Source organism: Nonomuraea insulae (genome assembly GCF_042656245.1).
In genome coordinates this window covers 31,023-51,448 of record NZ_JBHSPA010000118.1, presented here as the reverse complement: position 1 = coordinate 51,448, position 20,426 = coordinate 31,023, and the positions used below count along the sequence as shown (strand labels likewise).

Sequence of the window (20,426 nt, the reverse complement as noted above, 5' to 3'; positions counted from 1 at the left end):
GCCCCGCCCTGCCCCCGGCCCTGTCGGCGGGGTCCGCGGCGGGGCCGGCTAGTACTTCTTCTGTGTCTGGACGTTGAAGTCGTCCATCTTGACCTGCTTGGCCGGGTCGGTGAGCGGGTCGTCGATCTCCAGGACGTCCAGGCCCTCTCTTATGTCGCTGGAGTAGATGTAGCCGTTGTAGTAGTAGGCCGACCAGGAGCCGGCGAGCTCGCCGCCCGGGTACGGCGGGCGCTCGAAGAAGCCGATCTCCTTCGGGTGCGCCGAGTCGGTGAAGTCCCAGATCGACACGCCGCCCTGGTACCACGACTGCACCATGACGTCCTTGCCCGGCACCGGGATCAGGGAGCCGTTGTGGGCCACGCAGTTCTCGTTCTCCTGCTGCTCCCTGGGGATCTTGAAGTAGCCGCGCCGCTCCAGTTTGCCGTTCACCAGGTCGTAGACGGCGTTCGCGCCCTTGGTGGCCGGTGTGTTGTGGTCGCAGGTGGCCTGGCCGCCGCCGCCGAGCTCATCGCTGAACACGACCTTCGTGCCCTCGTTGTTGAACGTCGCCGAGTGCCAGATCTGGAAGTTCTCGGTGTCGGTGAGCTGCTGGAGGACCTTGGGCTTGATCGGGTCGCTGATGTCGAGGAGCACGCCGTCGCCGAAGCAGGCGGCCGCGGCCAGCTTCTTCTCGGGGTAGGCGGTGATGTCGTGGCAGCCTGAGGCCAGGTCGGAGTGCTGGCGCTCCGGAAAAATATCCGGCTTCGCCACGATTTTTGCGTCCTTAGGTGACTTCGTCGGGATCTCTACGATCTGGATGAGCTCGTGCGGTGGCGGGCAGGTGTCCGACTCGGGCTCGGGGCCGGGGGAGGAGACGTACACGTACAGGGTCTCCCCGTGGGGGACCATCGTGTGCGTGTGCGAGCCGCAGTCGGTCCTGACGGCGCTGACGTACTTCGGGCTCTTCTTGTCGCTGATGTCGAAGATGCGCAGGCCCTCCCACTCGCGGGATTCGCCGTCCGAGTCGCACTCCTCGCCGCTGCGTGGCTCGTCGATCGACAGGACCAGCAGGTCGCCGTAGACGGTCACGTCGTTCTGCTGCGCCGGGCAGGACACCTGGCTGACGATCTCCGGCTTCGCCGGGTCGCTGATGTCGTAGATCGCGAAGCCGCCGAAGTTGCCCACGTAGGCGTAGTCGCCCTGGAAGGCCAGGTCGGTGTTGAAGTCTTCCTCCCCGTCGAGCGGGGCCGTGCGCGGTATGTGGGCGACGTGCTTGACGTTGTCACTCGTCATCACCTCACCCGTGGGGGAGGGCGCCGGAGCGCCGCTGCTCTCCTGCGGCGAGCTGGCGGCAGGCGTCAGCTCTCCCGCGGCCGGTGGTTCGGCGGCGCACGCGGAGGCCAGGAGCAGCACCGTACACAACAACGCTCCGCGGAACGTGGCAGAGATCAACGCGCGTCCCCTTTGACTCGTAGCTCACTATGGAAGCTATGTCAGCGGGTTCGTGGCCGCGTACGGTCTTCATCACAGTTATGACGACATTTGCTCTTACCGCCTGCTCTCAGGAGCCCTCCGGGCCTTCCCCCGTGGGTACGCAGGCGCCGGTCATCGTGCCCGGCAGCCCCGGCGCCCCGGCCCGTACGGCGAGGCCGGGAGAGCGGGTCGGGCGGACGCCGGGCGCCACGGTGGCCTCGGACGTGCGGTTCGCGGAGGGGATGATCCCGCACCACCGGCAGGCCCTGGAGATGACCTCCCTGGTGGAGGCCCGTACGACGACCGAGACCGTCCGCTCGTTAGCCCGCGGGATCACCGCCGCCCAGACCCCGGAGATCAAGGCCATGACCGGCTGGCTCACCGAACTGGGCCGCCGGCCTCCGGCCGGCCACACGCACGACCAGCAGGCCGCGTACGGGATGGCCACCCAGGAGGAGCTGAACGCGCTGCGCGCCGCTCGGGCGGGCGCCTTCGACCGCCTGTTCCTGCGGCTCATGACCCGGCACCACGAGGGGGCGGTGAAGATGGCGGGGGAGGAGCTGGCCGGGGGTCACGACCAGCGCATGCGGATGATGGCGAAGGACGTCTATCAGGGGCAGAGCATCGAGATCGCCCGCATGCGCGGTGTGCTGGACTCACTCGCCGCGTAGGTCGCGGCCTGCTGCCGTCAGGACGGCCAGAGCATGTTGGTGAGCTCCGCGTCGAGGTCCATGAAGTCGGTCTCCCGACCCGCCGGCACCTTCTCGTAGGTGCGGTGGAGGAACTCGGTGAGCGGGGCCAGCGGCACTTCGAAGAGCGCCTGCCCGAACGGCGAGGTGAGGCTGATGTGCAGGGTGCGCTCGCCGTCGGCGCGTGCGGGCCATACCTGCACGTCGCCGTCGCCGACACGCCTCACGATGCCAACGGTCAGCAATTCGCGGGCGAAGATCCACTCGACCGGCTCGTCGTTCCCTACGTGGAAGGCCATGCGTATGGCGTACGGGTCGTCGGCTGTGTAACTCAGTCCGGCGAGCAGGGGGACGGTAGTACGGTCGGGGACCACAAGCCGAAGGCCAAGCTCGGCGGAGACGGTGGTGCTGTTCATCGTCAGCCAAACCTTTTCGTCGTAGGTCCCCTCTCGGGGCTTTCACTGCTCTGACGGACTTCGTCCTGAGCTATGACGCGGAACGAAGAAACCTGTAGGAAAGATTCCGCTTCTAGGGCCTTCTGTAACGCACATCACAGCTGGACATTTAGGCATCTACCAGGCTAAACGGCATCAATCGGGTCGTATTTGCAAGGGTTTTGCGTGCTCTGGAGCCTGCCCCGGACGCGCCGTCCATGAACGTTTCTCGCCGAAAGATCGTGGCCGATCCTTCCGGGACACGACGATGGTATGCCACCGGCCCGCCGCGCCGATGGGCAACCGCCGCGTTTCACCCGAATCCCTCTGGCGCCCGCTCCCCGCGCTATTGGTTTCGCTGGAGCCGCCGGAGTGCGGTATGGTTTTCCTCGTCGGAACCGCGAGGGCCGACAGGGCGGGCGATTAGCTCAGCGGGAGAGCGCTTCGTTCACACCGAAGAGGTCACTGGTTCGATCCCAGTATCGCCCACCAGCCAGAACAACCCCCAGAGGAGATCTCCTTCTGGGGGTTTTCGGCTCTCCAGGGGACTGCGCGGGTCATCGCCGCCCTGTGCCCCGCCGCGTCGTGGGCCCCTCTGCATCCGGCGCCGCGTGGCGAGTGAATCGTCTTGGCCAAGCGGTAGCTGTACTTCGTAAAGGGAAACGCCTGCCTGAGCCAACCATGACGTGATCATCGAAAGATCATGTGTGTCCTCGCATCGGCGGATGAGCCCCGGGCAAGAATGCCCGAAAACTACTCTTAGCATTTATATTGTTACTGAATGTTATCAGCTCCCGTCGGCGCCGAGCGGGCAAAAGTCCGCGCAGTGTCCGGCTGCCGCCCTGTTCGGCCCGGTTCCCCGTGCTGAGAATCGGTGGTGAAAACATCGGGAGGCGGACATGACACGTACGGGAACGCGTTCAAGAAAGCCGGGCGTCTGGCTGGGCACGGCCGCCATGCTGAGCACGGCCATCACTCTGCTGACGGGCGGCGCGGCGAGCGCCGAGCAGGCGCGGTCGGGGGTGGCGCTCGCGGTCACCTGCGGGGACAGCGCGCTGTCGGGCAACTGGTACTTCGAGTCCTCGCACAACAACCCCAACGCGTGCGCCAAGTGCCAGGAGGCGGGCGCCGTGCTCGAAGCGTCAGGCAACTGGCGGGCCTACTGCAAACGTAGGTACAACCCGGCCGGCACGCTCACCCGGGTGGACCTCTACCGCTTCTGCCTCGTCTGCAGGAGCACCGAGGCGGCCTCCGTCGAGCGTTTCCAGGCCGGGCGGGGTCAGGGGGCGTAGGCGAGGACGTGGTCGCGGAGCATCGTGCCCACGTCCGGATCGTCGCGTTCGAACGCCTCCACGAGCGGCTCGTGCTCGCGCGCGTTCTCGTGGGGGCGCATCCGGAACAGGCGGATCGACAGGTGGGTCCAGATCTCGACGCCCAGCGACTCCCACACCGACAGCAGGACGTCGTTGCCCGCCGCCGCCATGATCTCCCGGTGGAAGGCGACCCCGTGGTGGACCTGCTCCAGCGGGGAGTTCGCCTGCTGGAGGCGGTGGAGATGGGGGCGCAGGGCCGTGGCGGCGGGGCGGCCGAGGCGGACGGCGGTCTCCTCCAGGCCCGCCCGCACCTGGTAGACCTGCCGCAGATCGGCCCTCGTGAACCCGCGCACCTGCGCGCCCTTGTTGGGGGAGGACTCGATCAGCCGCAGCGCCTCCAGATCGCGCAGCGCCTCGCGGACGGGCGCCTGGCTGACGCCGAGTTCGGCGGCGAGGCGGCGTTCGACGATGCGGTCCCCGGGCGCCCAGCGGCCGCTGATCAGGCCGTCGACGAGTGTTTGCTTGATCTGGTCGCGTAGCGGGGATCTCATGACGGGTCTCACAGCACGATCCTAGCCCGCGAATACATCGGATGATCGATCATAGGGTGTAATAGTAGGTATGGAGAAAGACTGGGACCCCCAAGAGACGGCGGAATGGCTCGAGTCGCTGGAGGAAGTCCGGCGGCAGGCCGGGCCCGAGCGGGCCGAGTTTCTGCTGAGGCGGCTGGCCACGAGCAGCCGTCACCTCAACACGGTGGCGACCGAGGACGAGCCCGCCTACCCGGGCGACCTCGGTATGGAGGAGCGGATCGCCGCGTACGACCGGTGGAACGCCGCCGCCATGATCACGCGCGGGAGCAAGCTTGGGCTCGGCGGCCACATGGCGACCTACGCCTCGGCCGCGTGGCTCTACGAGGTCGGCTTCAACCACTTCTTCAACGGTGAGCACGACCAGGTCTACTTCCAGGGTCACGCCTCGCCCGGCATCTACGCCCGCGCCTTCCTGGAGGGCCGGCTGAGCGGGGAGCAGCTCGACCTGTTCCGGCGCGAGCCCGACGGCGGGTTGCCCTCCTATCCGCACCCCAGGGCCATGCCGGGGTTCTGGCAGTTCCCCACCGTGTCGATGGGCATCGGCCCGCTCAACGCGGTCTACCAGGCCAGGTTCAACCGGTACCTGCACAACCGGGGGATCAAGGACACCTCGGCCTCGCACGTGTGGGCGTTCCTGGGCGACGGGGAGATGGACGAGCCGGAGTCCACGGCCGCGCTGACGCTGGCCGCGCGGGAGGGGCTGGACAACCTCACCTTCGTGATCAACTGCAACCTGCAGCGGCTCGACGGCCCCGTACGCGGCAACACCAGCGTCGTACGCGAGCTGGAGAGCGTCTTCCGCGGCGCCGGATGGAACGTGGTCAAGGCGCTCTGGGGGCGCGAGTGGGACGGCCTCCTCCACTCCGACGAGCTGGTGGCACGGCTGGCGGAGGTGCCGGACGGGCAGTTCCAGACGTTCGCCGCCTCGACCGGCGACTACATCAGGCAGAAGTTGTTCCACGGGCTGGACGTGCCGCTCTCCGACGAGGATCTGCGGCGCGTCGTGGGCGGGTCGCGGGCGGGGCACGAGCCGCGCAAGGTGTACGCCGCCTACCGCAAGGCCCTGGAGCACCGGGGCGGCCCCACGGTGATCCTCGTGCAGACCGTCAAGGGGTGGACGCTGGGGGCCGGCGTCGAGGCGCGCAACTCCAACCACCAGATGAAGAAGCTCACTCTCGACGAGTTCCGCGCCATGCGTGACAGGCTCGGCCTGCCGGTCGGCGACGAGGCGCTGAGCGGCGACCTGCCGCCCTACCTGCACCCGGGACCCGACTCGCCCGAGGCCCGCTACGCGATCGAGCGGCGGCGCGCGCTGGGCGGGCCCATCCCCAGCAGGACCGACTCCCACCAGCCGCTGCCGACGCCCGCGCGGCGGCCCTTCGAGCGGGTCGAGAAGGGCTCGGCGCAGCCCATCGCCACCACGATGGCCTTCGTGCGGCTGGTCAAGGACCTGATGAAGGAGCCCGAGACCGGGCGGCGCTGGGTGCCGATCGTGCCGGACGAGGCCAGGACGTTCGGGATGGAGTCGCTGTTCCCGAGCGCGAAGATCTACTCGCCGCTCGGCCAGCGGTATGACGCCGTGGACCGGGATCTGCTGCTGTCCTACACGGAGGCCGAGGACGGGCAGATCCTGCTGGAGGGCATCACCGAGGCGGGGTCGATGGCCTCGTTCACGGCGGCGGCGTCGAGCTATGCCACGCACGGCGAGCCGATGATCCCGTTCTACATCTTCTACTCGATGTTCGGCTGGCAGCGCACCGGGGACCAGATGTGGGCGCTGGCCGACCAGCTCGGCCGCGGGTTCCTCATCGGGGCGACCGCGGGCCGCACGACGATGACGGGTGAGGGGCTGCAGCACGCGGACGGGCACTCCCAGCTCCTCGCCTCGGCCAACCCGGCGTGCCTGGCCTACGACCCGGCCTTCGCGTACGAGGTGAGCGTGATCGTAGGCGACGGGCTGAGGCGGATGTACGGGCCCGCCGCGGAGAACGTGTTCTACTACCTCACCGTGTACAACGAGCCGATGCCCCAGCCCGCCATGCCGGAAGGCGTGGAGGAGGGCATCGTCAAGGGCATCTACCGCTACTCCGAGGGCGGCGGCCAGGCGCATCTGCTGGCCAGCGGCACCGCCGTCCACTGGGCCATGGAGGCGCAGAAGCTGCTCGCCGAGGAGTACGGCCTGGGCGTGGACGTCTGGTCGGTCACCTCGTGGAGCGAGCTGCGCCGCGACGCCATGACCGCCACCGGCCTCCCCTACCTGCAGCAGGCCCTGGCGGGGACGGACGGGCCGGTGATCGCGGTCAGCGACTGGATGCGGGCCGTGCCCGACCAGATCGCCCCCTGGATCGAGCGGCCGTGGACCTCGCTCGGCACCGACGGGTTCGGGCTGTCGGGCACCCGCGAGTCCGTGCGCAGGCACTTCGGCGTCGATCCCCGCTCGATCGCCGACGCCGTGCTCAAGGCGGTGGAAGGGAGCGGCGTGTAGAGCCGGTCACGGGTTCCGGCGGTGGCGTGACGCTCGCGCCGGGGCGGTCGGCGGGCAGGCGTACGGTGAACGTCGCGCCGCCGCCCGGCCGCCCGTCGGCCGTGATCGTGCCGTGGTGCCCGTCCACCACCTCCCGGACGAGCGCCAGCCCCAGCCCGAACCCCGTCCCCTCGAAGCGGGCGAAGAGCCGCTCGGCGTCCCGGGGATCGAGGCCGGCCCCGTCGTCCCTGACGGTCAGCAGCACGGTGCCGGGCGCGCCGGCGAGCGTCACCCAGATGTGGCCACCCGCGCTCGTGTGCCCCAGCGCGTTGTCCAGGAGGGCCGAGATCACCCGGCGCAGCGCGGACTCCACCCCGCGCACGACGTGATCCCCGGGCCCGTCGCAGCGCACCTCGATGGCCACGCCCCTGGCGGCGGCCCTGGCGTCCTCGGCCACGGCCAGCTCGGCGGCCAGCACGGCCAGGTCCACCGGCCCGAACGGCCGCCGGAGCTGCTTGAACTGGGCCGACCTGAGCAGGTCCTCGACCACGTCGCCGAGTTGCCTGGTGCCGGTCACGAGCTGGTCCACCTCGTCGATGAGCAGGATCGGGTCGGTGTCGCCGCGCAGCCGCCGCTCCAGGAGCTGGGCGCGGGTGTGCAGGCGGGTCAGCGGGGTGCGCAGCTCGTGGCTGACGTCGGCGGCGAAGCGGCGCTGACGGGCCAGGGCCTCGCCCAGCGGCGCGATCGCGTGGCGGGAGACGACCTGCCCGACCAGCAGCGCGGCCAGCAGCCCGGCGACCTCCGCCCAGATGAGCGTGCGCAGCAGCCGCTGCCGCTCCTCGGCCTGGTAGCGCAGGTCCATGGCGGCCTGGACGGTGGTGCCGCCGCGCGCGCGGGTGAGGATCAGGTAGTCGTGGCCGGCCACCCGGACCTGAGACACCCCGGTCCCGGCCGGTACGGGGAGCGCCGTGGGAGCGCCGGGCGAGCTCGCGACGGTGCCGTCGGGGCGCCGCTCGTACAGCCAGACGCAGGGCGGCGGGTGCGCGATGGGGGAGCGTTGCGCGGCGGCGGCCAGGTCGCGCGTGGCCGAGGCGCTCTGACTGTGCGTCATGGCGCAGTAGACCAGCACGCCGACGAGCGCGAGCACCACGGAGATGGCGCCCGCGACCTGCACGGTGATCCGGCGGCGGGCGCGGATGAGCAGCCGCAGGTCGGGGTCGCCGCTCACAGCTCACCCAGGCGGTAGCCGACGCCCCGCACGGTGTACACGACTCCGGCGCCGAGCTTGTTGCGCAGGTAGTAGACGTAGGTGTCCACGATCGATTCCTTGTCGGCCCCGTGGAACACCCGCTGCCGCAGCGACCTGCGGGTGTGCACCTGGCGTGGCCGCACGGCCAGCGCGCTGAGCAGCCGGCACTCCTGGCCCGACAGCGTCACCTGCTCGCCGGTCGGCAGCCGGACGATGTGGGACTCGGCGTCCAGCCAGCCCGCGCCCAGCGGCAGCAGCGTGGCCAGGTCGAGGTTGCGGCGGTGCAGCGCGCGTACCCTGGCCAGCAGTTCCTCGATCTCGAACGGCTTGACCAGGTAGTCCTCCGCGCCCGCGTCCAGCCCGGCCACCCGGTCGGCGAGCGAGCCGAACGCGGTGAGCACCAGCACCGGCGCGGTGACCGCCTGCCGCCGCAGCCGCCGCAGCAGGTCGATCCCGTCGAGTGCGGGCAGGCCGCGGTCGACGATGAGCACGTCGTACGCGCGGCTCAGTCCCAGATGCAGCCCCCGCTGCCCCTCCAGCGCGAGATCGACCGTGTAGCCCTGTTCGGTGAACAGGTCGACCAGCATGTTTCCCAGTTCGCGGTCGTCCTCGACGAGCAGCAGCCGACGGGAGGGCGGGTCGGCCGTGCCCGATGTCCCAGCCACCAGACCACCGTTACATCACCTTCCTGCATTTACCAGGTCCACTTGCCCATTGGTCCGCTAAACCCCTCTACCTGGGCATTCATCATGAATTGGACCTGACTTCGACCGGCCGCCCGGCCGGGGGCTCGGTCCTGGTGCCGGGTTCGAGGCGCTCGGGCAGGGCGAGCTTGTACAGGGGCAGGGCCGCGGCGGTGGTCAGCACGGCCACGAGCACGAGCATGGAGAACAGCTCCTGCGTGATCATGCCCTGGGCCAGGCCGATGTTGATGAAGATGAGGATCATCAGGCCGCGGGCGTTCATGAGCGCGCCCACCGCGTACGACTCCCGCCGACCGAACCCGAGCCCCCGCATCGCCACCGAGCACCCGAAGTACTTCCCGGTGAACCCGGCCAGCAGGATCACCCCGAACGCCAGCAGCATGGCCCCGCCCGCGATGCCGCCGAGCTGGGTGTTCAGCCCGGAGAAGGTGAAGAAGACGGGCAGCAGCAGCGTCGAGACGACCTCCATCATGCGGCCGTGCAACACCTGGCGGAAGGCGGCGTCGCGGGGCATGGCGAGGCCCGCGAAGAAGCCGCCGAAGACCGCGTACACGCCGATCCAGTCCGTCATCCAGCCGGCCGCGAGCGGGATGAGGATGACCGCGTACATGGCGCCGGGGCCGAGGCTGCCGGTGCGCGCGACGGTCCTGCCCATCGGCCGCAGCAGCGGGGCGACGACCTTCAGCATGACGACGGCGAACACCGCGGTCAGCCCGATGGTGGGCAGCGCGTCGGCGGCGCCGGCGCCGAGGTGCATGGCCGACAGGACGGCCAGGATGCACCAGGCCAGCACGTCGTCGATGGAGGCGGCCAGGAGGGTCAGGCGGCCGAGGGGTGAGTTCTCCAGGCCACGCTCGTACAGGATCCTGGCCAGCATGGGGAAGGCGGTCAGCGACAGCGCGCCGCCGACGAACAGCGCGAACTGGAACACGGACACGTCGGGGCGGGAGAGCAGGTCGTACACGAGCAGGCCCGCGCCGAAGCCGAGCAGCAGGGACGGCACGATGCCCGAGGCGGCCAGGACGGAGGCCTTGCGGACCTCGCCCGGCGTCCGCGCGCTGTGGTCGAGGCCCGCCCCGACCAGGAACATGTAGAGCGTCAGGCCGATGGTGCTCAGCACGTACAGGACCGGGCGGACCTCCGGCGGGAACAACGCCGCCTGCGCCTCGGGGAACAGCCAGCCGAACAACGTCGGGCCGAGCAGCACACCGGCGACCATCTCGCCGAGCACGCGCGGTTGCATCACCATGAGGGCCAGCCGCCCGCAGATCGCCGCGGCGATCAGGATGACGACGAGGGCGGGCAGGACCTTCAGCACCAGGGCGAGGTTCGGGTCAGGAGCCGCGAGATGGACCAGGGTGGGCATATGGGATCTCCGCTTCAGAGGTGAAAATGGCGCTCGCACAACCGCTGCCGGCGTGCGTCCCAGACCATGTAGGTGCCGAGGACGAGTTGCGCGAGGCCGCGCCAGACGTCCTCCCAGCGGTCGCGCACGCGCAGGTACGCCAGCGCGAGGCGGCGTCGGCGGGCGGGCCGCCGGGGAGCGTCGCGAGGGGTGAGCAGGCAGGGCCCGCGGCTCGGCAGGGCCCTGGTGTGGGTGACGGAGGTGTCCAGGACGTACCGGTTCAGGACCTCCCGCGCCGCCACGCGCATGGCGATCGGCGCCAGCCGCCAGGCCGGGCAGGGCCGGTTGGCCGCGACGCCGAACGGGATGTGGTTGAGCTCCTTGGCGGGCCGCTCGAAGCGGCCGGGGTCGAACGTGCCCGGATCGGTGAAGCCGGCCCGGTGGAACTCCGGGTAGTTGAAGCAGAGCACCGAACCGGCCGGGATCGTGGTGTGCTCGTCCAGGGGGATGTCGCCGGTGGTGATGCGGTGGGCGATGCCGAAGAGCGGGTGGAGCCGCATCGTCTCGGCGATCACGTGGTCCAGGTAGCGGTCGTCGCCCGTGCGGGCCCTCTCCTGCGCGTCCGGGTGCTCGGCGAGGGTCAGCAGCAGGTGGGTCATGGCCTCCGACATCTGCACGACGGCGGTGGTGAAGAAGGCGCCGTGCACGTAGTACGCCTGCTCCTGCGGGGTCAGGCCGGGCGGGAGCGGCCGGCGTACCCGGGACAGGCGGGGCAGGAGGTACCGGGTCAGGCGCCGCCTGCGGCGCATGTGCCGCAGGCGGGTGCACTTGAGTGAGGCGGAGACGTCCTCGGCGTTGGCGGCGATCAGGTCGCGGGCCTCGCGCGGGCAACGTTCGGCGAAGACGATCTCGTACGCGAACTCCGCCCACAGCGGCATCATCAGATCCCGCAGCCGGACCAGGCCGGAAGCCCCGTCGAGCGCGCGGGCCGCGCACCGGCGGGTCAGCTCCTCGGCCTCCTCGCGCGGCAGGGCGAGCAGGTCGCGTGTGCAACGGGCCACGGCGTCGTAGCGTTCGCCCGCCTCCAGGTGCTCCTGGTGCATCTCGGGGCCGGGCGCCAGCCAGTACCAGAACAGGTCCGACAGCGCCGCCCCCTTGCTGCGCCCGCCGGCGGCCGGATGCGAGTAGAGCTCTCTGAAGCGGTCCACGCCGACGAGGTCACCGGGCACGGGGATGCCCTCGTCGCCGTTGATGCGGGCGAACACGCGCACCCGCAGCGCCACGACCCTGCCAGGCAGCCACCACGGCAGGCTCGCCACGACCGCCAGCACCACGAGGATGATCAGCATGGCCGTCGCACCATGCTCGGATCGAGGTCGGCGACGGAGGCGCAGCCGCACAGCGTGAGGGCGTGCTCGACCTCGGCGCGCAGCAGGCCGAGCACGCCGGCCACGCCCCGCTCGCCGTCGGCGGCCAGGCCCCAGACCACCGGACGGCCGACCGCGACGGCGGCGGCGCCGAGCGCCAGCGCCTTGAGCACGTCGGTGCCGCGCCGCACCCCGCCGTCCAGCAGCACGGGCACGGCCCCCGCGACCTCCGCCACGACGTCCGGCAGCAGGTCGATCGTGGCCGGCACGCCGTCGAGCTGCCGGCCGCCGTGGTTCGACACCATGATCGCGGAGATGCCGTGGCCGATCGCGAGCCGCGCGTCGGCCGGGTGCGTGACGCCCTTGAGCACGATCGGCAACTGCGTCATGCCTCTCAGCGCTTCGAGGTGCTCCCAGGACAGCTCCGGCCACATGACGATCGGCCGGACCCGGTCGCCGCGGGCTCCGTCACGCAGGTTCTCGCAGCACAGGTGCTCGGGCAGGTCGTGGAAGCCGTTGCGCAGGTCCCGCTCCCGCAGGCCCATGACCGGCGAGTCGGCCGTGACCACCAGGGCCGCGCAGCCGGCCGCCTCGGCGCGGCGCACGATCCGCTCGGTGAAGGCCAGGTCCGGCTGGACGTAGAGCTGGAACCACAGCTCCGCCCCAGGCGCCGCGGCCGCCACGTCCTCGATCGCGACCGTGGCGCCCATACTCACGATCATGATCGTCTCGGTGGCGGCCGCGGCCCGCGCGGTGGCCCTCTCGCCCTCCGGGTGGGCGAGGCGGTGGAACGCCGTCGGCGCCACCAGCACGGGCGCCGCCGCGCGGCTTCCCAGGAGGGTCACACCGGTCTGCGGCTTCCCGGCGCCGCGCAGCACCCGGGGCACCAGGCCCAGCCGTCCGAACGCGGCCTCGTTGGCGCGCACGGTGACCTCGTCGCCCGCCCCGCCGGCGAAATAGTCGTAGTGCGCGGGGTCGAGGCGCTCGCGGGCCGCCACCTCGTAGTCGCGCAGGCTCCTGCCGCGCATCTGGGCGTACATCACACCGTGACGGCCGAGGTGCGGGCGAAGAAGGCCCGGAGGGGCTCGACGTGGACCTCGGGGGAGTTCCACTCGTTCTCCAGGTTCTCCGTGATGTGGTGGGCCGTTACGGGCTCGCCTGGGAGGTGGTGGCGGACGACCGGGTGCAGGTAGTGGCCCTCGTGGGCCCTGGCGGCGTCGCTCTGGCCGATGCGGCCCACCTCGATGTCGAAGGGGTCGATCCGGTCGTGGCCGGGGCCGTACTCCAGGGTGATCGCCCAGTGGCCCCGGTCGCCGATCGGGGGTCCCTGCAGGTCGTACGGCAGCTCCTCCAGGTATCGGGCGGTGCCGCCGTCGAGGACGATCACGTCGGCCAGCAGGCCGAACTGCTGCCACAGGGCCGAGGTGCGGTTGACCCGCTCGATGACCGCCGCCGCGAGCGCCGCCGGGTCCGCCGGGAGCACCCGGGCCGGCCAGGGGACGCCGTGGTGGCGCGACTCCAGGATGCGGTGCAGGGCGCGGGCGCCGTACCTGAAGCCGTGGATGAAGCCGCTGGTGCCGCGCCTGAAGTCGCGCGATTGGGTGAGGGTGCCGGCGAAGTACAGGCCGGGGACGTTGACCGACTCGTACGCGGGCGTCAGCGCCGGGAACCTGTCGTTGATCACCAGGTCGGGGCGGCAGTCGTCGGCGAAGATCGAGGGGTCGAAGCGGAACCCGGTGCAGACGATCACGCGGTCGTACGGGATGTCCTTGGTCACCTCGTTGACCCTGGCGAAGGCCACGGTGACCAGGTAGGTGCCGTCCGCCTGCCGCTCGACGCGCCTGACGTCGCCGTCGAGCAGGGCGTTCTGGGACTTGAGCTGGTAGGTGTCGAGCAGGTTGTTGTTGACCGCCCGCAGGTGGCCGACGTAGTGGGTGCGCCAGGCCATGCGCAGCGAGTGCGGGCCCGCGACGTGGATGACGGCGGCCGTCTCGATGAGGTTGCCGGCGGTCTCGAAGCCCGAGTTGCCCTTGCCGATGATGAGCACCCGCTGGTTCAGGTAGTCGGCGGGGTCGGTGGAGGCGGCGCCGTAGGTGTCGGCCGTCTCGATGCCCGGGATGTTCGGGATGTTGGGCTTGGTGACGCCGGTCGCCACGATGACGCCGCGGGCCTCGTACGTGCGGCCGTCCTCCACCGTCACCCGGAACGGGCCGGGCCGGGCCACGCGCACCACCCGCGAGTCGTAGGAGATCCGCAGGCCGCACGTGCGGGCGAAGTCGTCCAGGTAGCGGACCATGTCGTCGGCGTGCGGGAAATACCGGTCGCTGTAGCGGGTGAACAGCGGGCCCGTGCCGTCCGACAGCAGCGAGTTCCAGTCCATGCGCAGGTTGAGCTCGGGGTCGTCCCACCCGGTGTGCTTCTTGTTGATCGAGATGAGCGTGCGATGACGAGGGAAGGTGCGGAAGAACTGGCCCGTCCCGGGACCGGCCTCCAGGATCAGGTACTTCCGGCCCGTACGGTGCAGGAAGTAGCCGAGCTGAAGGCCCGCGGGACCGGCGCCGATCACCAGGTAGTCCAGGGAGTTGTCCGGCACTGACGCCTCCGTCACGACGAAGTGATTGAAAGAGCAACATCAGTGTGGGCGGGCGATTCTCAGAGATTGCTCAGAGGCGGTCCAGCAGGGCGCGTTTGTCCGGCTTGCCGGCGGCGGAGACGGGGACGCCGGGCACCGTCGTGATCGTCTTGGGCACGTTGTCGTCGCCCAGCTCCGCCCGTACGAGTGCGGCCAGGGCCGCGCGGTCCGGCGTGCGGCCCGGTGCGGGCACCACGAACGCGTGCACGGCCTCCCCGGTGCGCTCGTCCGGCGCGCCCGCCACGTACGCCTCGTCCACGTCGGGGTGGCCGGTCAGCACGCGCTCGATCGGGCCCGCGTACACCACCATCGCGTTGACCATCACCACGTCGCGGGTGCGCCCCGCCAGGTGCAGGAACCCGTCCGCGTCCACGTGCCCGAGGTCGCGGGTGCGCAACCAGCCCTCTCTCAAGGTGTCGCGGGTCTCCGCCTCGTCACCCCAGTAACCCGCCATGATGTACGGGCTGCGCACGAAGATCTCACCGCTCCGCCCCAGGGGCAGCTCCCCGCCCTCCTCGTCGCGCACGCTCAGCTCGACCCCGGGATGCGGCCTGCCGACCGGGGCCACGACGCCCGCGGCGATGTGCTCGGGGGTGAGCATGGCGACGTTGCCCGCCTCGGTCTGCCCGTACCCCTGGAAGACGACCGGGCCGAGCCGCTCGGCGGCCGCCGCCAGCCGCCGCGGGCCGATCGGCGAGCCCGACACCATCAGCGCCCGCAGGCTGGACAGGTCGGCCGTGTCCGCCTGCTCCAGGAGCCGGAACAGCCGGGGCACGGTGATGATCGACCCGGTGATCCGGTGCCGCTCGATCGCGTACGGGAACAGCGGCCGCCCGTCGTCCTGCGGGATCACCGCGGTGCCCCCGCCCAGCAGGCACGGCGCCAGGAACTCCATCACCACCATGCTCGCGAGCGTGCCGAACAGCAGGTAACGCTCGAACCGCCGCGCGAGGTCCGCCGCCACGGGCGACCACACGCGCGGCTGCCACGCCCAGTGCTCGCTCAGCGCCCGGTAGGTGATCGCGCACCCCTTGGGCCGCCCCGTGCTGCCACTGGTGAAGGTCAGCGCCGCCACGTCGTCCGGCCGCGCGCTCACCGTCGGCGGCCCGCCGCCGGGGTGGGTCAGCAGGTCCGCCGCGCCGCTCACGGGACCCAGCGAGAGTGCCGTCCCCGTCTTCATGAGCTGCGGCGCCGCCGTCGCCGGGTCCACGAGCACGGCGTCCACGCCCATGCCCAGCACGTGGTCGAGCTGCCCCTGCGGATACCCGGGCCGGATGCCGACCACCCGGCAGCCCAGCGCGTGCGCGGCCATGTGGGCGGCGAACGCCTCAGGCGTGACCTCCGTGCGGACGGCGAGCGCCCGCCCTGGGCCCAGGCCCGCCGCGCGCATCGCGCCCGCCAGCCGCCCGATCAGCTCCAGCACCTCGCCGCGCGTGACGATCCGGTCGCCGTGCTCGAAGGCCGGGCTCGCGGGCGCGGCCCGCAGGGCGTCGAGGAGGGGGGTCGGGAAGAGCATGGTCGGCTCCTCTGTAGTGGCCTACTGCCATATGCCGTCATATAACGGGATTCACATCAGAGACGGATCAGAGACGAGCGCGGCATGAAGGTGATCGGCGCGGGATTCGGCCGCACGGGTACGAGGTCCCTCAAGGCGGCGCTCGAACTGCTGGGCTTCGGGCCCTGCTACCACATGTCGTCCGTCATCGCGGAGCCGTACCGGGTGCGGCAGTGGCTCGACGTCGGCGAGGGCCGCTCGCGGGACTGGGACACGTTGTTCGCCGGGTTCGGCTCGGCGCTCGACTGGCCCGCCTCCGCGTACTGGCGCGAACTGGCCGCCCACTACCCGGACGCCAAGGTCATCCTCACCGTCCGCGACCCCGGCCGCTGGTACGACAGCGTCAGCGAGACCATCTTCCGCAGCGCGCTGGAGCAGCGGCGCCCCCTGCCCTGGCGCCGGCGGGTGATCCGCTGGCTGGTGGCGCGCCGGGTCCCCGACTTCGCCCTGTACCCGCGCATGGCCAGGGCCACCTTCATCGATCCCGTCTTCGACGGCCGCATCGACGACCGCGACCACGTCATCGCGGTCTTCGAACGGCACGTCGCCGAGGTCAAGGCCGCGATCCCGGCCGGGCGGCTGCTGGTGTACTCGGCGGGGGACGGGTGGGAGCCGCTGTGCGCGTTCCTCGGGGTGCCGGTGCCTGAGGAGGCGTATCCGCAGGTCAACGAGCGGGCGGCGTTCCGGCGCAAACGGCCGCGCCGCCTGTCGCGCCTGATCCTGCGCGGCCGCTGACGTTTCTGTAGCGTGCGGGACTGGATCTTGCTTGATGAGCCACGAGGAGAAGACGTGATGAGCGACGTACGGATAGAGACCTCACGCGGCACCATGCCCGCCTACGTCTCGGCGCCCGAGACCCCCGGTCCCCGGCCAGGGGTGGTCGTGATCCACGACGCCTTCGGCATGACCCGTGACCTGCGCGGGCAGGCCGACTGGCTGGCCGGTGAGGGGTTCGTGGCCGTGGCGCCCGACCTGTACCACTGGGGCCGCCGCTTCACCTGCATGCGTTCGGTCCTGCGCGACGCCTCCAGGCGCAAGGGGCCGGCCTTCGACGACATCGAGGCCGCCCGCGCCTACCTGGCCGCGCGCGACGACTGCACGGGACGGATCGGCGTGATGGGCTTCTGCATGGGCGGCGGCTTCGCCCTGCTGCTGGCGCCCGGTCACGGCTTCGACGCCTCCAGCGTCAACTACGGCGTGGTCTCCAAGGACGCCGTCAGTGAGAGCTATCTGACCGGCGCCTGCCCCATCGTGGGCAGCTACGGTGAAAGGGACCTGGGCAACCGGGGCACCGCGGCGCGGCTCGAGCGGGCGCTGACGGCGGCGAAGGTGGAGCACGACGTCAAGGAGTATCCCGGCGCCGGGCACGGCTTCCTCAACGATCACGACCCCGGGGACGTGCCGGTGCTGCTGGCCGTGACGAACAGGCTGCTGCGCTCGGGCTTCCACGAGCCGTCCGCCCACGACGCCCGCCGGCGCATCGCGGACTTCTTCACCCGGCACCTGTCCCGGTAGCCCGCTCCCCGGTAGCCCGCCTTCCCGGTAGCCCGCCTTCCCGGTAGCCCGCCTCAGCGGGCGGCGAGGAACGCGTCGATCCGCGCGCGCGTCAGCGGCAGGCCGAGCTTCGTGCGCATCCGGGCATGGGCCCTGGACCGGTTCTCCTCGGACTCCTGCGGCGACAGGGCCCGCCGGGCGTAGAACTCCAGCAGGTGCCCCTGCTCCGCGATGGCCATGGAGAAGTCGGCCGCCTCCTTGATCACCTCCGGACCGTCTTCGTCCTGGTAGGCCCGGTAGGCCCGTTCGGCATCCTGCGGCGACAGGCCGGCCAGGATCTTCGCCAGCTCCCACCCCGGCCGCGCCGTGCCGCAGTTCTCCCAGTCCAGCACCACGACGCCACCGTCACGGGCCCGCCGCACGTTCTCCACGTTGACGTCACGGTGACAGGTCGTCAGGGACCCGGGATCGGGCGGCACGACCAGCGCGTCGAGCGCGACCAGCTCGGGCAGGACGCCTTCGAGAGCGCCCGCCCACGCCGCGCCCGCGCTTCTGGCCGCCTCTGCCAGCGCCTCCCACCGGTCGCGGCCGACCGGATCGGTGAACCACGGGATGACAGGACCGTCGGCCGGATGCCCGATCCGGTGCAGCCCGGCGGTGACGGCGCCCAGCTCCGCCGCCGTGACCTGCTCACCGTCCGCCAGATCCACCCACGTGTAGACGCGGAACCCCTCGAACAGCACCGCCCCGTCCAGGGTGAGCCGCGGCGGCGGCAGCCGGATGCCCGTCTCCGCCGCGGCCAGCTGGTACGCGAAATCCGCCCGCACGTCGCCCTCCTCGACGGGCACGAGCAGTTCCTTGACCGCCCACGTACCACCGGTGGTGTCGAGCCGCCAGATCCTGCCCAGCTCGCCGCGGGCCGCGTAGACGCTGGGCCGCAACGGCTCGCCCAGCCCGTAGGCGCGGGCCACCGCCACGGAGGGTTCGGTCATGGTGCTCTCCCGTCTCGAAGGTGCCGTCCATCGTAGGGTGGCCGGGACCGGAGGAGAGCGTCGATGAGCTGGAGCGCCGCCGAGCTCGTACACCGCCACAAGAGCGGCGAGAGCACCGTCACCGAGACCGTCCTGGACGTGCTGGACCGGCTGGAGGGCCTGCACGATCGCATCGGCGCGGTGGCCGCGATCGACCAGGGGCGCAGCCTGGTCGACGCGGCGCGGGCCGACCGCCGGCTGCGCGCGGGGCAGGGCAGAGCCCTGGAGGGCGTGCCGATCACGGTCAAGGACTGGATCGACGTGGCGGGCTGGCCGGTCACGGGGGCGACGGGCACCTCCCCCGGCAGCCCGGCACGGTGTCCTGCCGCCGACGCCACCGCCGTCGCCCGCCTGCGCGCGGCCGGCGCGATCGTGGTGGCGATCAGCTCCGCCATGGCGGACAACGCCCTGTACGGCCCCACGAGGAACCCCCTCGACCCCGCCCGCGCCCCCGGCGGCTCCTCATCCGGCACGGCGGCGCTGGTGGGCGCCGGAGCCGTGCCGCTCGGGCTGGGCAGCGACTCGGGCGGCAGCATCCGGCTGCCCGCCGCGTGGTGCGGGATCGCCGGGCTGAAACCCACGTTCGGCCGGGTGCCGCTGACCGGGCACTTCCCGCGCTGCGGCGCCCTGGAGGACGGCAGGACCGCCATCGGCCCCCTGGCCGCCGGCGTCCGCGACCTGGCCATCGCGCTCTCCCTGATCGCGGGCCCCGACGGCCTGGACGCGGGCGTCGCCCCCGTGCCCCTGGGCGACCCCGGCGCGGTGAACGTGACGGGGCTCCGCGTCGGCACGATGGCGCAGGGGTCCGGCGGGCCCGTGGCGGCGGCGGTGCGGGCGCTGGCGGAGGCGGGGGCCGTCGTGGTGGAGGAGCCGGTGCCCGACGTCCGTGAGGAGGCGCTGGAGCTGACCCGCCGCCACTGGAGGCGCGTCGCTTTGTCGGGAGCGGAACACGTACAGGTGTTGTGGGACTGGGACCGGTTCCGCAGGCGCATGCTCGCCGCCACGGCCCACCTGGACCTGCTCATCACCCCGGCGGCCCAGACCCCGCCGCCGCCCTGGCGCGAGTCCGCCGAGGCCGACTACCTCTGGACGCTCCCCTGGAGCCTGACCGGCGCCCCCGTCGTGGTCCTCCCCTCGGGCGACGCGGGCGACGCGGGCGACGCGGGCGACGCGGGCGACGCGGGCGACGCGGGCGGCTGGCCGGGGGCGGTCCAGGTCGTCGCCCGCCCATGGGAGGAGCACGTCGCCCTGGCCGCCGCACTCCGGATAGAGGCCGCCCGAAATGTCGGGAACCTGATCCTCTAGGGTGCGGGGAATGAGCGGACGCAGAGTTTTGGTCACAGGAGCGTCAAGAGGCATCGGACGGGCGGTCGCCACGGCGTTCGCCGCCCAGGGGGACCGGGTCGCGATCCATCACCGCGACTCCGCGGCGGAGGCCGGGAGCCTGCTCGCCGAGCTGCCCGGACAGGGACACGCGATCGTCCACGCCGACCTGGCGAGCCCCGAGGACGTCAGGAGCATGACGGACAAGGCGGCCCAGGCACTGGGCGGCGGGATCGACGTGCTGGTGAACAACGCGGGCGTCTACCTCCATCACCCGATCACCGAGCTGTCCTACGAGGAGTGGCAGGCCGCCTGGCGGCGCACGCTCGACGTCAACCTGGTCGGCGCGGCCAACGTGATCTGGTGCGCGCTCCAGCACATGCCGGAGGGCGGCCGGATCGTCAACGTCTCCTCGCGCGGCGCCTACCGCGGCGAGCCCGACAGCCCCGCCTACGGCGCCGCCAAGGCGGGCCTGAACGCCCTGGGCCAGTCGCTGGCCATCGCCCTGGCCCAGCGCGGCATCGCGGTGGCCGCCGTGGCGCCGGGCTTCGTCGAGACCGACATGACGAACGAGCACCTCAAGGCCCCGCGCGGCGACGCGATCCGCGCCCAGAGCCCGTTCGGCCGGGTGGCGCATCCGGAGGAGATCGCCGCGGCCGTCGTCTACCTGGCCTCCCCGGCCGCCGAATGGGCCAGCGGCGCGGTGCTCGACCTGAACGGCGCCTCCTATCTCCGCTGACCGGTGATCTTCCCGGGGTTCGCGGGCTATGGTGAACGTCAG

18 protein-coding genes and 1 tRNA gene are annotated in these 20,426 nt (G+C 71.5%); 8 read left to right on the top strand and 11 right to left on the bottom strand.

Translation table 11 applies throughout. The annotated features are described in order from the left end of the window. Window positions 1-48: 48 nt before the first annotated feature. Complete coding sequence (locus ACFPZ3_RS66005; protein ID WP_379524573.1) at window positions 49-1,431, bottom strand: LVIVD repeat-containing protein; 1,383 nt, start codon at window positions 1,429-1,431, stop codon at window positions 49-51. Between the two features lie 134 nt (window positions 1,432-1,565). Here ACFPZ3_RS66005 and ACFPZ3_RS66000 point away from each other — a divergent pair, with 134 nt between their 5' ends. After that, window positions 1,566-2,123, top strand: coding sequence for a DUF305 domain-containing protein (locus ACFPZ3_RS66000; RefSeq protein WP_379524572.1), 558 nt, complete (start codon window positions 1,566-1,568; stop codon window positions 2,121-2,123). Window positions 2,124-2,140: 17 nt separating this feature from the next. On the opposite strand, the gene ACFPZ3_RS65995 is transcribed toward ACFPZ3_RS66000, so the two are convergent. Further along, a complete protein-coding gene (locus ACFPZ3_RS65995; RefSeq protein ID WP_020547189.1) occupies window positions 2,141-2,557 on the bottom strand; it encodes an SsgA family sporulation/cell division regulator in 417 nt (138 codons plus the stop codon). A gap of 435 nt (window positions 2,558-2,992) precedes the next feature. Between ACFPZ3_RS65995 and ACFPZ3_RS65990 the strand changes: the two genes are divergently transcribed. Together ACFPZ3_RS65990 and ACFPZ3_RS65985 are read left to right on the top strand one after the other, a co-directional pair. Then, window positions 2,993-3,067: transfer RNA gene (locus ACFPZ3_RS65990), tRNA-Val, on the top strand. 407 nt (window positions 3,068-3,474) lie between these two features. Beyond that, window positions 3,475-3,867 carry a hypothetical protein gene (locus ACFPZ3_RS65985; protein ID WP_379524571.1) on the top strand — a complete coding sequence of 131 codons (393 nt, stop codon included), beginning with the start codon at window positions 3,475-3,477 and terminating at the stop codon, window positions 3,865-3,867. On the opposite strand, the gene ACFPZ3_RS65980 is transcribed toward ACFPZ3_RS65985, so the two are convergent. After that, the gene (locus ACFPZ3_RS65980; protein ID WP_379524629.1) at window positions 3,855-4,439 is read right to left on the bottom strand and encodes a GntR family transcriptional regulator; all 585 of its coding nucleotides are present in this window, start codon (window positions 4,437-4,439) and stop codon (window positions 3,855-3,857) included. The genes ACFPZ3_RS65985 and ACFPZ3_RS65980 overlap by 13 nt on opposite strands. Window positions 4,440-4,509: 70 nt before the next feature. Between ACFPZ3_RS65980 and aceE the strand changes: the two genes are divergently transcribed. Beyond that, entirely contained in the window at window positions 4,510-6,966 is a 2,457-nt protein-coding gene (gene aceE, locus ACFPZ3_RS65975; RefSeq protein ID WP_379524570.1) for a pyruvate dehydrogenase (acetyl-transferring), homodimeric type, read from the top strand. Here aceE and ACFPZ3_RS65970 read toward each other — a convergent pair. The 7 genes from ACFPZ3_RS65970 to ACFPZ3_RS65940 form a co-directional block, all read right to left on the bottom strand. Further along, a complete protein-coding gene (locus ACFPZ3_RS65970; protein WP_379524569.1) occupies window positions 6,938-8,173 on the bottom strand; it encodes a sensor histidine kinase in 1,236 nt (411 codons plus the stop codon). The two genes, aceE and ACFPZ3_RS65970, sit on opposite strands and share 29 nt — an antisense overlap. After that, window positions 8,170-8,859, bottom strand: coding sequence for a response regulator transcription factor (locus ACFPZ3_RS65965; RefSeq protein WP_379524568.1), 690 nt, complete (start codon window positions 8,857-8,859; stop codon window positions 8,170-8,172). The genes ACFPZ3_RS65970 and ACFPZ3_RS65965 overlap by 4 nt, the downstream gene beginning before the upstream one ends. Before the next feature lie 82 nt (window positions 8,860-8,941). Beyond that, window positions 8,942-10,264, bottom strand: coding sequence for a cation:proton antiporter (locus tag ACFPZ3_RS65960; RefSeq protein ID WP_379524567.1), 1,323 nt, complete (start codon window positions 10,262-10,264; stop codon window positions 8,942-8,944). A gap of 14 nt (window positions 10,265-10,278) precedes the next feature. Next, the gene (locus tag ACFPZ3_RS65955; protein WP_379524566.1) at window positions 10,279-11,592 is read right to left on the bottom strand and encodes a cytochrome P450; all 1,314 of its coding nucleotides are present in this window, start codon (window positions 11,590-11,592) and stop codon (window positions 10,279-10,281) included. Continuing rightward, window positions 11,586-12,650 (bottom strand): alpha-hydroxy acid oxidase, encoded by a 1,065-nt coding sequence (locus tag ACFPZ3_RS65950; RefSeq protein WP_379524628.1) that lies wholly within the window; start codon window positions 12,648-12,650, stop codon window positions 11,586-11,588. Before ACFPZ3_RS65950 ends, ACFPZ3_RS65955 begins: the two co-directional genes overlap by 7 nt. Then, a complete protein-coding gene (locus tag ACFPZ3_RS65945) occupies window positions 12,650-14,218 on the bottom strand; it encodes an NAD(P)-binding domain-containing protein (protein ID WP_379524565.1) in 1,569 nt (522 codons plus the stop codon). Before ACFPZ3_RS65945 ends, ACFPZ3_RS65950 begins: the two co-directional genes overlap by 1 nt. A gap of 55 nt (window positions 14,219-14,273) precedes the next feature. Further along, window positions 14,274-15,758: a class I adenylate-forming enzyme family protein gene (locus ACFPZ3_RS65940; RefSeq protein WP_379524564.1), complete on the bottom strand. Its 1,485-nt coding sequence runs from the start codon at window positions 15,756-15,758 to the stop codon at window positions 14,274-14,276. 84 nt (window positions 15,759-15,842) lie between these two features. Between ACFPZ3_RS65940 and ACFPZ3_RS65935 the strand changes: the two genes are divergently transcribed. Together ACFPZ3_RS65935 and ACFPZ3_RS65930 are read left to right on the top strand one after the other, a co-directional pair. Next, complete coding sequence (locus tag ACFPZ3_RS65935) at window positions 15,843-16,532, top strand: sulfotransferase family protein (protein WP_379524563.1); 690 nt, start codon at window positions 15,843-15,845, stop codon at window positions 16,530-16,532. A 57-nt stretch (window positions 16,533-16,589) separates the two neighbouring features. Beyond that, window positions 16,590-17,312, top strand: coding sequence for a dienelactone hydrolase family protein (locus ACFPZ3_RS65930; RefSeq protein ID WP_379524562.1), 723 nt, complete (start codon window positions 16,590-16,592; stop codon window positions 17,310-17,312). A 53-nt stretch (window positions 17,313-17,365) separates the two neighbouring features. On the opposite strand, the gene ACFPZ3_RS65925 is transcribed toward ACFPZ3_RS65930, so the two are convergent. Then, entirely contained in the window at window positions 17,366-18,283 is a 918-nt protein-coding gene (locus tag ACFPZ3_RS65925; protein ID WP_379524561.1) for a phosphotransferase, read from the bottom strand. A gap of 63 nt (window positions 18,284-18,346) precedes the next feature. Here ACFPZ3_RS65925 and ACFPZ3_RS65920 point away from each other — a divergent pair, with 63 nt between their 5' ends. Next, on the top strand, window positions 18,347-19,627 hold the full coding sequence (locus tag ACFPZ3_RS65920) for an amidase (protein ID WP_379524560.1): 1,281 nt from the start codon (window positions 18,347-18,349) through the stop codon (window positions 19,625-19,627). 10 nt (window positions 19,628-19,637) lie between these two features. Then, window positions 19,638-20,384: an SDR family NAD(P)-dependent oxidoreductase gene (locus ACFPZ3_RS65915; protein ID WP_379524559.1), complete on the top strand. Its 747-nt coding sequence runs from the start codon at window positions 19,638-19,640 to the stop codon at window positions 20,382-20,384. The last annotated feature ends 42 nt before the right edge of the window (window positions 20,385-20,426 follow it).